The sequence below is a fragment of the Streptomyces sp. NPDC048297 genome (assembly GCF_043201585.1).
In the GTDB taxonomy this organism is placed as follows: domain Bacteria; phylum Actinomycetota; class Actinomycetes; order Streptomycetales; family Streptomycetaceae; genus Streptomyces.
Genome location: NZ_JBICZA010000005.1, coordinates 158,433 through 166,279, shown reverse-complemented (window position 1 = coordinate 166,279; position 7,847 = coordinate 158,433). Strand labels below are relative to the sequence as shown.

The window sequence follows — 7,847 nt, the reverse complement described above, 5'->3', positions numbered from 1 at the left end:
CACCCGCGAACTGACACCGCGCGCGTCCCCTCACCCGCGCCGGCCGTCACCTGTGCGGGCCGGCCGCAGGCGAGGCGCCCGGCCGGGGCGCCGCCGGGCGGGAAGACAGGGCGGACTGTGCGGTCGTGACCGCGTGCAGCTGGGCGCTCGAAGGCACCGTGCGCAAGCGGGCCGCCACTGCCGACGGCATACGGGCGGCACGGGAGAAATCACCCGCGAACTGACACCGCGCGCGTCCCCTCACCCGCGCCGGCCGTCACCTGTGCGGGCCGGCCGCAGGCGAGGCGCCCGGCCGGGGCGCCGCCGGACGGGAGGACAAGGCGGACTGTGCGGTCGTGACCGCGTGCAGCTGGGCACTCGAAGGCACCGTGCGCAAGCGGGCCGCCACTGCCGACGGCATACGGGCGGCACGGGAGAAATCACCCGCGAGTTGGGAGCGGAGCATGCCGACCCGTGCCAGGTGGGCCTGTAGTTGTTCCGGTGAGAGCGACGCCGTCGCGCTCGCTGCCACGGCCGCGCGGACCGACGCGGGGTGCGTGGGGATCGGGGCGGCGCCCTTCGCGGGCGCGTTCGGATCGAGTCCTGCCGCCCGCAGAGCCGCCGCACGCGCACGCGTGGTGGGCGCCTCGCTCGTGCGCGGCCTTGCCCGGCTGTCCCCGGCCCGGCCTCTGCCCGGCGGGTTCAGACGGGCCGGGGACAGGACCCGCCAACTGACCGTTCCGTTGAACTCGTTGACCGTCACCTCGACGCGGGGCCGCGGCGGACGGCCGCGCAGACGGGCGACCGCCGCACGGTGCGCGGCCCTCCCGTCGGCCCGCTCGCCGGTCTTCACGGCAGCTGACTTCGCCGCGACCGTCGCGCCGGTTTTCCCGTCAGTTTTCCCGGCGGCTGTCCCGGCGGCTTTCCCGGCAAAGTGGCGGTCAGCCGCCCGAGGCATGGGAGTTCCCCCTCGGCATCTCGCCACCGGACTGCGTGCGGGCGCGCTCGGCGAGGCGGGCCATCCGGGCGCGCACGGAGTCGAGTTGTGCCGGATCGGCCGCGGCGGGGCCTCCGCCGGCCGCCATGTCGATCCACAGGGCGATCAGTTCATGGCCCAGGGCCAGACCCTGCGCCGGGTCCCGCAGGGCCCGCCAGGCGGCTGCGGCGCTCTGCACGCTGGCGAAGGCCCGCTCGTCGTCGTGGCGCCGCCGCATCCGGGCGACCTCCATGGACTGCGCGAAGGAGCGCGGCGCGTCGCCCGCCAGATAGGCGATGTAGGCGGCCAGTTCGCGCAGTTGCAGCACCTCGCCGTGGTCCGCTCCGAGGGTCTGCGTCGCCGACGCGATGGTCTGCTCCGCCATCGCCGCGGCGGACTCTATCCGGCCCATGCTCACCGCCTCGTTGATCCGCCGTACGGGCTCGGCGAGGAGGGAGGGCACCGTCACCCCCGCCGGGGTCGCGGCGTGGGCGGGAGCCGTGGCCTGTGCGGGCGCGGCAACCGGGTCGGGCACCGGTGCCGGGGACGGGGACGGTACGGGTTCCGGATCGGGCACCGCGCGCAGTGCCCGCGTCGCCTTGTCCCGCCGCTGCGGCGACGCGGGTTCCGCGGCGAGCGGTGCCACGTGCGGCGTGGGGGCGGGTTCGGGGGCGGGTGCCACGTGCGGCGTGGGGGCAGGTGCCGGATCCGGTGCGGGGGCGGGTGACCCGTACGGTGCCGGAGTGGGTTCCGCTTCCGGTGTCCCGGTGCGCGGCGCCTCCGGTCCTGCCTCCGGCTGCGGGACCGGCTGCGGGACCGCGCCCGCCTGCGGCCTTCCGGACAGCGGTACGGGCTCTCCCGCGAAGGCGCTGGATCCGTCCGCCGCGACCTGGATCGGCGTGCTGTACCCGATCCGTTCGTCGTGGATCACGGCCGCGACCGGGTGGCCGGTGGCGAGGACCAGGCGGTGCAGATAGTTCAGCACCGCTTCCTGGACGCTCTCGCCGGGGACCGGCACGACCGGCAGGCCCCCCACCGCGGCGCGCCCGTCGGGCGCCACGTGCACCTCCATGGGCCGCAGCCCGGGGGCGGAGACCTGCTCAGGTACCGGCTGCTGCTGGTCCTTCTGGCGCCTGCGACTGAATCTGGACATCGGTTCCCTCACTGACCAGAAGTGTCGGACGGTGAGTCCGTGGGCGCGGAGGACGTGTCACGGCTCGGTGGGGCCACGGCCTCGACGACTGTCACGTCGTCCACGCGCCACGGCTCGCCGACCGTCGAACGTACCAGCTTGACATAGGCGTTCAGGCGCGGTCCGGTGCCCGACCAGCCGTCCCGGCCGTGCGCGGTTCCCTCGACGACCAGGGACCGATAGGCGACCGTGTCGCTGTCGACCGGCGCGTCGTCCTCCAACTCGCTGGTGACGGTCACGGCGGTCCAGGCGTGGTGCTTGGCCCAGGTGTTCCACTCGTTCCCGGGTCCGCTCTCGGGCCGGTACCGGCTCTCGGCCTTCGCCCCGCGCTCCGTGAGCCAGCGTGAGGCACGCAGCACCGCGTCATGGGGGCTGCTGTCGTACGCGGTGTCGTAGTTGTACGCCATCTCCGCCCAGGCCTTGGCCACGGCTCCGGCGTCGGTGCCCTTCACGCCGCCCGGGTCCGTGACGTGCGCGTCGGGGCCGAGCGCCTTCCCGGACGGTACGGGCGCCTTGGGGACGAAGGAGGGGGTCGCCGACGCGGAGCCGCCCGGCTTGGCGTCGGCGTCCCGGTGGTCCGGCAGCGCGCACCCCGTCAGCAGGGCCAGTCCGGCGACCGCCGTGAGCAGGGCGGTCGCGGACCGGTGCCCGGCTCGTACGCCGCTCTTCCTCATCGCGTCCCTCCTTTCCGCTTTCTCTTCAGCTTTCTCTTCAGCTTCCTTCTGCGCCGCGTGGTACGTCACTTCAGCCCCAGCCAGGGCGCGGGGTCCACGTACTGTCCGTTCACCATGACCTCGAAGTGGGCGTGCGGCCCGGTCGAGTAGCCGGTCGAGCCCACCGCGCCGACCTGCTGTCCCACCTTGATCTCCTGTCCCACGGAGACGTTGATGGCCGACATGTGGTTGTAGGTGGTGGAGATCTCCTTGCCGTCCACGGTGCCGTGCGAGATGACCACGCGGTTGCCGTAGCCGTTGGACCAGCCCGCGAAGGTCACCTTCCCGTCCCGGGCCGCGAGGAACGGCGTACCGGCCGGCACTCCGAAGTCGATTCCGGTGTGGAGCTTCCACACGTGCAGGATCGGGTGGAGCCGCATCCCGTAGGGCGAGGTGACCGGGGGGTTGCCGGTCAGCGGCATCGCCATCTTCTGGCCCGGCGGGATCGAGCCCGGAGTGTCGTCGATCGACTGGTACTTGGGTATCAGCGACTTGATGCGGACGACGTAGTTCTGCGTCTCGGTGTACGGCGGCATGCCGTGGTACTCCTGGATCGCTCCGGGGCCGGCGTTGTACGCGGCCAGCGCCAGGTCGAGGGTCTCGCCGGAGGCCTGTCCCCGGTTCTTGTACCCCTCGACGTCCTTGGCGAGGGCACAGTCGTAGCGTCCCTGGGCCATGATCGCGTCGGCCGGGTCGAACGGCGAGGCCTGTCCGTTGCCGTCCTCGTCCTTGCCCCAGTTCGGCCAGGTACCGGGCATGAACTGGGACAGGCCCTGGGCGCCCACCGGGGACTCCGCGTTGGGGTTCCATCCGGACTCGGCCTCTATCTGGGCCGCGATGACGGCGGGTTTGATGACGTCGCACAGGGCTCCGGCCTTGAGGACCCAGGGGACGTACTCGGGCTTCACCGAGCCGCTCTTGAGCCCGCCGCCGACGCCGTCGCCGTTCGTGTCGTCCTCCGCCTTCACGTTCCCGCCGACCGCGACCATCATGATCACCGGCAACATGACCGCGGCGAGCGCGCCACCGACCGCCCAGCCGACGGCCCCTCCCCCGTTGTTGGACATCCGCTCCCCTCAGCGTCAAATGGTACGACGTTGTGCCTCGTTGAGTCTCACGGCTGCGGGCCGCCGGGTGAGTAACCGGCCGGTCACAAAGTTGTCGCAGAGCCTCACCCGGTGCTACCCCAACTCCTTCCCCAATGGAGAATCACGGGGAGAATCACCAGGAGAGTCATACGGCGGGTCGGCCGATCACGGTACGGGGGAGATGAGTTGCCGGTGCAAGGGAGCCAACTGAGCGGCCCCGACATATGGATTCGCGGGCCTGTCGTCGCACCGTCGCAGCCTGCGCAGCCCGTACAGGCCGCCCAACCGGCGCTGGCGCCGGGCCGGTTGGCCTGGGTGGCGGCACACGGCGGCGCCGGCGCCTCCACCCTGGCCGCGGTCTTCGGCGGAGCCGACGCGGGCCGTTCCTGGCCCCGTCCGGACCAGGGCGAGCCGGGCACCGTCGTGCTGGTGGCGCGCACGCACGCCGCCGGACTGCAGGCGGTGTCGCGGACCCTGGACGTCTTCCGGCGCGGTGAGCACCCTCCCGGTCTCGAACTGGCGGCCGTCGCGCTGGTCGCCGACGCCCCCGGGCGACTGCCCCGGGCCCTGCAGCAGCGGATCAAGGTGATCGGCTCGGCGGTGCGGGTGCACCGGGTGCCCTGGGTGCCGGCGTGGCGCACGGGCGATCTCAGCGCGCCCGCACCGCGCGAGACGTCGGGCCTGGCCGAACTGGTCGCCGCACCACCCGTATTCGACCCCCACCCTAGGAGCGACGGATGAATGCCGGACTGACGGCGATCGGCATGGCCGACCTGGCATACGACCCGCCCTCCACGGTCACCGCCCAACTGGACACCGTGCTCGGCTACATCGCCTGGCTGGTCACCGCGGCGGGAGTGGCGGGGCTGCTGATCGTCGGCACCCGTATGGCGCTCGCGCTGAAGACCGGCGACGCCGAGGAGCATCTGAAGGAGTACCTCGTCGTGCTGGCCGCGTGCGTCATCGCGGCCTGCGCGGGCCCTTTGGTGCAGTTCGTCGGCCTGGACTTCTGGAACACCGCCTCATGAACGAACATCGCCTCATGAACGAGCACACCGCCTCATGAACGAGGACGGCGCCTCATGAACGAGGACGGCGCCTCATGAACGAGGACGGCGCCTCATGAACGAGGACGGCGCCTCATGAACGAGGACGGCGCACGCATCCGGCCGGCCGCCACCGGCTGTACCACTGTCACGAACACGTCACTCGGTGATGCAGAACCGCTACGCCTCTTGATCGCGGCCCTCACACCTCGGCACTCTCGCTACGTCATCGGTGACTCGCCAAGTCATCGGTGACACGACGCACGTGACACTCCAGCACCACTCTCGGTCCGCCGGGCCGAGCACAATCGGGGAGAACTCATGATCAAGGCACTTGCCGTCAAGGCCCACAGCTACGTCATCCTCGCGGACGGCAAGATTCCCGACCCCACCCGGGACGCCCCGGACAAGCTCACCTCCAAGGTGAACACCGTCCTCGGCCTGCTCGCCTGGGTCGGTACGGCGGCGGGTGTCGCCGGTGTGCTGATCACCGGCGCGATGATGGCGATCTCCATGCGCCGCGGCGAGGGCTCGGAGCACATGGGCCGACTCGGCATGGTCCTCGGCGGCTGTGTCCTGGTGGCCACCGCCGGACCGGTCGTCACCTTCGTCTTCGGCTGATCCACCACCAGGCACTCCACAGAAGGGACACAGCGACATGGTGAACTCCGGCCGCTCCCGCGGGGGCAGCGGAGAATGGGAGCAGCCGTTCTGGCAGCAGCGAGGCTGGATCCTGTCGGCCGGGTTCCTGCTGGTGCTGGTCGTCCTCGGCGGTTTCACCCTGATGACACGCGGGGACAACGGATCACCGAACGCCTCCCCCTCTCCGAGCCCGAGCAAGAGCACCGCGACCGGTGGCACGGGAGGAGGCGGGGCGAAGGACGACCGGCCCGCCGGCTGCCGCACCGACGACAGCGACCAGGAGAAGCCGAAGGCACCGCCGAAGGACTTCTCCTGGAAGGCCGACGGAACGGGCCTGGTCCCGGTCTCGAAGACCGCGGGACCCCTGAAGTTCGACGGACCCGTCTGGTCCTGCTACGCCCACACCCCGATGGGGGCCGTGCTCGCCGCCCAGGCCATCACGGACCACTTCAACTACCCGGGCTGGCGCACGGTCGTGGACCGGCAGGTCGTACCGGGCGCGGGCCGCGACGCGCTGATCGCCAGCCGTGCCGGGGAGGAGGACAAGCCCACCTCCGGACAGGCCGACCCGGGGGGCTACGCGGGGTTCACCGTGCTGTCGTACAACAGGCAGGAAGCAACCGTGATGATCCTGGTTCGCGGTCCCAACGCCGGTACGTACGGGGCCGCTTCGATGACGGTGCGCTGGCAGGACGGCGACTGGAAGGTCGTGCCCGACACGGACGGCACGATCTACTCCGGGACGTCCCAGGTGAGCGGCACCAACGGCTTCGTCACCTGGGGGAACTGAGATGTCCTGTAGCTGGAAGGTGTACGACTGCGTGGGCGAGGGCCTCAAGTGGGGCCTGTCCAAGGGCGGTGAGCAGCTGGCCAACGGCGGCGTCGAGGCCTTCGCCAAGGCGATCGGCGACGCGACGGCGGAGACGCTGAAGTCGCTCAACGGCGTCTGGATGAACATCAACGTCTCCAACCCGGCCCAGCCCACCACGGACATCCACAGCGTCACCAGCTGGCTGGTGGGCTACGTGGCCGTGGGGTGTCTGCTCATCGCCGCGGTCAAGATGGCCCTCGACCGCAGGGGCCAGCCCATGAAGCAGGCGTTCATGGGCATGTGGAAGGTCCTCCTGGTCGGCGGGCTCGCGGTGCCCCTGGTGCAGGCCCTCACCAACGCCTCCGACACGTACGCCAGGGACATCTACGAGAAGTCCGACCTCGGCGACCAGGCGTCCAAGATCCTCGGCGTGATGACGCTGGAGTCACCGGGCCTGGTGCTCATCTTCGGCCTGCTGGTGATGCTGTCGTCGTTCGTGCAGATCTGCCTGATGTACATCCGCATCGGGGTGCTGATCATGCTGGTGGGCACGCTGCCGCTGGCCGCCGTCTCGTCCATGACCGGGTGGGGCGAGGGCTGGTGGAAGAAGCACACCGGCTGGCTCGCGGCCTGGGTGCTGTACAAACCGGCGGCGGCCCTGATCATCTATTCGGCCACCTCCATGACGAAGGACACGAAGAACCTCGACCAGACCATCGCGGGCATGGGCATGCTCATCCTGTCGGTCTTCGCCCTGCCGGCCCTGCTGAAGCTGATCGTCCCCGCCACCGCGGCGCTCGGCAGCACGTCCGGCGGCACGGTCGCGCTCAACGCCGTGAACAACCTCGCCAGCGGTGCCGTCAGCATCGCCTCCGGCGGGGGCGGAGGCGGCGGGGGTGGTGGCGGCGGCGCGAGCGGCGGCTCGGGCCCGAAGGGCTCGCCGTCCGAGGGCGGCGCCGCCCCGGCTCCCGCCCCGTCGGCGGGCGGCGGCGGAGCCGGCGCGGCAGGCGGCTCCGGTGCCGGAGGTGCCGCGAGCGCCGCGGGCGGAGCGGCCGCCGGTGCCGCCACCGGTGGTGCGGCCGTGGCCGTGCAGGCCGCCGCCGTCGTCGCGCAGACCACCGTGGCCGCGGCCAGCGAGGTGGCCAACTCCCTGGACGACAACGACGGGATGAAGGGGCACAACCAGTGAACCGCCGGTGGTACCGAGGTAGTTGCTCAGTATTTACTCGGTAGGTCCGAGGTAGTTCTCGGTAGATCCAAGGTAGTTCTCGGTAGATCCGAGGTAGTTCTCGGTAGTCCCTCCGACGGGCGGCCGGGCCCGCCCCCCCGCCCCGGCCCCCCCCCCCCCCCCCCCCCCCCCCCCCCCCCCCCCCCCCCCCCCCCCCCCCCCCCCCCCGCGT

The 7,847-nt window shown here is 71.7% G+C and carries 9 protein-coding genes; 5 read left to right on the top strand and 4 right to left on the bottom strand.

The genetic code is table 11. The features are described from left to right. Window positions 1–256: 256 nt before the first annotated feature. The 4 genes from ACGFYV_RS07520 to ACGFYV_RS07505 all read right to left on the bottom strand — a co-directional run bounded on the left by ACGFYV_RS07520 (window position 257) and on the right by ACGFYV_RS07505 (window position 3,927). Window positions 257–832 (bottom strand): hypothetical protein, encoded by a 576-nt coding sequence (locus tag ACGFYV_RS07520; protein ID WP_393877431.1) that lies wholly within the window; start codon window positions 830–832, stop codon window positions 257–259. An 88-nt stretch (window positions 833–920) separates the two neighbouring features. Next, a complete protein-coding gene (locus tag ACGFYV_RS07515; protein ID WP_393877430.1) occupies window positions 921–2,108 on the bottom strand; it encodes a tetratricopeptide repeat protein in 1,188 nt (395 codons plus the stop codon). 8 nt (window positions 2,109–2,116) lie between these two features. Then, window positions 2,117–2,821: a hypothetical protein gene (locus ACGFYV_RS07510; RefSeq protein WP_393877429.1), complete on the bottom strand. Its 705-nt coding sequence runs from the start codon at window positions 2,819–2,821 to the stop codon at window positions 2,117–2,119. A gap of 65 nt (window positions 2,822–2,886) precedes the next feature. Continuing rightward, window positions 2,887–3,927: a peptidoglycan DD-metalloendopeptidase family protein gene (locus ACGFYV_RS07505; RefSeq protein ID WP_393877428.1), complete on the bottom strand. Its 1,041-nt coding sequence runs from the start codon at window positions 3,925–3,927 to the stop codon at window positions 2,887–2,889. 336 nt (window positions 3,928–4,263) lie between these two features. Between ACGFYV_RS07505 and ACGFYV_RS07500 the strand changes: the two genes are divergently transcribed. From ACGFYV_RS07500 to ACGFYV_RS07480, 5 genes are all read left to right on the top strand, one after another. Then, window positions 4,264–4,689 carry a DUF6668 family protein gene (locus tag ACGFYV_RS07500; RefSeq protein WP_393877427.1) on the top strand — a complete coding sequence of 142 codons (426 nt, stop codon included), beginning with the start codon at window positions 4,264–4,266 and terminating at the stop codon, window positions 4,687–4,689. Then, window positions 4,686–4,976, top strand: a complete 291-nt coding sequence (locus ACGFYV_RS07495) for a hypothetical protein (protein WP_393877426.1) — start codon at window positions 4,686–4,688, stop codon at window positions 4,974–4,976. The genes ACGFYV_RS07500 and ACGFYV_RS07495 overlap by 4 nt, the downstream gene beginning before the upstream one ends. Window positions 4,977–5,315: 339 nt before the next feature. After that, window positions 5,316–5,615, top strand: coding sequence for a hypothetical protein (locus tag ACGFYV_RS07490; protein ID WP_393877425.1), 300 nt, complete (start codon window positions 5,316–5,318; stop codon window positions 5,613–5,615). A gap of 37 nt (window positions 5,616–5,652) precedes the next feature. Then, window positions 5,653–6,426: a hypothetical protein gene (locus ACGFYV_RS07485; protein WP_393877424.1), complete on the top strand. Its 774-nt coding sequence runs from the start codon at window positions 5,653–5,655 to the stop codon at window positions 6,424–6,426. A gap of 1 nt (window position 6,427) precedes the next feature. Beyond that, window positions 6,428–7,636 (top strand): hypothetical protein, encoded by a 1,209-nt coding sequence (locus ACGFYV_RS07480; protein WP_393877423.1) that lies wholly within the window; start codon window positions 6,428–6,430, stop codon window positions 7,634–7,636. The last annotated feature ends 211 nt before the right edge of the window (window positions 7,637–7,847 follow it).